At 37.8% G+C, this 2,525-nt stretch carries 2 protein-coding genes and 2 pseudogenes; 2 read left to right on the top strand and 2 right to left on the bottom strand.

The features are described from left to right. Window positions 1–162 precede the first annotated feature (162 nt). Window positions 163–627, top strand: coding sequence for a transposase family protein (locus tag QUA40_RS28305; RefSeq protein ID WP_333131972.1), 465 nt, complete (start codon window positions 163–165; stop codon window positions 625–627). Window positions 628–678: 51 nt separating this feature from the next. Here the strand turns inward: QUA40_RS28305 and QUA40_RS28300 are convergent, their stop codons facing one another. Then, entirely contained in the window at window positions 679–1,398 is a 720-nt protein-coding gene (locus tag QUA40_RS28300; protein ID WP_333131970.1) for an IS1 family transposase, read from the bottom strand. 96 nt (window positions 1,399–1,494) lie between these two features. On the opposite strand from QUA40_RS28300, the pseudogene QUA40_RS28295 reads away from it, so the two are divergent. Further along, a pseudogene (locus QUA40_RS28295) lies at window positions 1,495–2,271 on the top strand (ISL3 family transposase). A 29-nt stretch (window positions 2,272–2,300) separates the two neighbouring features. On the opposite strand, the pseudogene QUA40_RS28290 reads toward QUA40_RS28295, so the two are convergent. Then, window positions 2,301–2,525: pseudogene (locus QUA40_RS28290) on the bottom strand (hypothetical protein); the annotation flags it as partial.

Below are 2,525 nucleotides of genomic sequence, written 5' to 3'. Positions count from 1 at the left end.
ATTTTTAAACTACGAGCCATAAAACGCACCATAAACACTACCTCTCTATTATATGCAACTTCACATAAAATTGGTATCAAGTCTTGAGAGACTGTACTATTGAGGGTGAGCTGTTGTTAGCTAGAATGAAAAGGTAAGTCATTTTAGGGTGGCTGGGTAACGATGACCTCAAAGAAGGAAATTAAACTGCTCACAGAGCTTCTGGAATTGTCAGGAGTAAAAGTTGTCTCACGTCACCAGCATAAAGGAATTGGAATCCTTTTACAAGTTGAGCCAGTAACTAAGGAAAGTATCTGTCATCGTTGTGGGGAAAAAAGCCATAAATTACATCAAAACCATCGATATCTAATCAAAGATTTACCCTGGGGAGAGTCCCCAGTCTTTTGGGAAATAAATAGACGACAGTTCAAATGTAAGAAATGTAAGAAGCCGTTTAGCGAAAATTTCGATTGGGTCGGAAAAAGAAGGACTTATACCAAAAAACTAGCTAATAAAATATTGCCCGAAGTTTTAGGAAGTGATATAAATAGTGTAGCAAAAAAAGGATTAGTAACAACGGAAGAAATAGAAAGAATGTTAAAAGACGCCTCATTTGAATTATCAAACTTCAAACCGGTAGTGCCCTGAAGGAAAGGATCAAGATTATAAAACAAAACCGAATTCAAAAAAAGTAGGTATCTAGAGTTGTAAACTAGCATTATAATGATGTACAAAACTCCAAATTGCAGCAAGATGATTTTCCAATTTTTTAGAGAAGGATAAGCTCTTTCTCACCAATCGAGATACTCGTTGTCGAAGGGTGCAGTTAAATCGCTCGATATAGCTGGTACAACCACTATCTTTGTCTACACTATAATGACGTTTACTGGGCAATACAGAATCATAAGCACTCCAATGATCAGTATAAATTACAGCACATTGACGGTAAACAGGTGGCATGGAATTCCATAAGGCAAGAGCTGATACTGCGCTACTATCTCCAATATGTACACCAACAATTTCCCTAGTCTGGGCATCCAATGCAAGCCAAACCCACTGCTGATTGCCTTTATTGTCAACACACGACCATAACTCATCCATCTGAACATTCAGGCGCTTTTTTGGCTTGGTACTCCGCGACACTTGCTTCTTAACAACAACAGCTCGGGCATTTACGTACCGCTGCACTGTATCTTCTGACACTTGTAATACCCGAGCAATTCCGGCTTGAGAAATACGTTCAAGTAGCATCCGCTGGATTAACTCCTGTTGTTCTTTCGTAATAGCTTTCCACGCGGGATTTAGAACAAATTGACGACCACATTCTCGACATTTGTAGTTTTGTTTACCATGCCGAGTCTGACCATTACGACTAACTTCTTCGGAGCCACAGGGGCAAGAATTAATTTCTACTGTCATATCACCAATGGCAAACACTTCTCTCTAATAGTAGCTTAAGTTTACTCCATCTTTTCCTTCAGGGCACTACCCTTCAAACCTACCGCTTTAAAAAAGATGGGAATTGATGAGATAGCGTTGGTCAAAGGAAAAGGCAATTATTGTGCAGTATTAATAGATTTAGAAAAGTCGGATTTAATTGGAAGACTTGAGACAAGAACGCAGTCGGAAATAAGAAAAAAGTTGCTTTCATGGGGAACAGAGGTCTTAGAGCAGATAGAAAAAGTGAGTATAGATATGTGGAGAGGATACAAAAGCTTAGTTTTAGAATTAATGCCCAATGCTCAAGTTTTCGCCGATAGATTTCATGTAATGGTACAAGTAAATTAAGAGCTAGATTCGGAAATAAAATAAGAAAAGCGCTAATTAGATAAGTCACTAAAAACGGCTAAATCGCAGTCGCAAAAACAAAATTATGCTCATATTTTAGAGGGATTAAAGAAGATTAAATATGCCATTTTGAAGAACGAAAAAGATTTAAATGAAGAACAAACTCAGAAACTAGCTGAACTGAAAGAGGTCTCTCCTAAATTGAAAACTATGCACGAATTAAAATAAAAAATCCGCCAAATTTTTGAACAGAAAAATGATTGATTAGTCGGACTCGTGAAATTGGGGATGTGGTTATCAGAAGCTCAAAAGTATTTCCCGAACAGTCAGAAGACGATTATTAGATGGTTGGATGAAATTATTGCGTACTTCGAGCATAGAACAACCAGTGGGGTAGTCGAGGGAATTAATAATAAGCTGAAACTGATTAAACGTTCGGGTTATGGATTCAGAAATTTTGAAAACTTTCAATGCCGATGTTTACTGAATTGGCATTTTAGCTAAAACTTTAGCATATTATATACTGAAGAGCCTTGTAATTGAACCAGACACATTTCTAAATCCTGCTTGATACCCAATGCAGTTTGATAGCGGTTTTCGGCATTCTTCGCCATCAATTTACTGACAATTTGCAAGACAATTAGGGGAATTTCTGGCTCTAATTCGTGCGGTTGAACTGGCTGTCTGGCAATATGGCAGTGAACTAGCTCTAAAGCATCTTCTGTTTCAAAAGGCAGTTTTCCTGTTAGCAATTCGTA

Origin of the sequence: Microcoleus sp. Pol11C3 (assembly GCF_036701485.1) — a bacterium.
Lineage (GTDB): Bacteria > Cyanobacteriota > Cyanobacteriia > Cyanobacteriales > Microcoleaceae > Microcoleus.
This window is presented reverse-complemented; position numbering and strand designations above follow the sequence as displayed.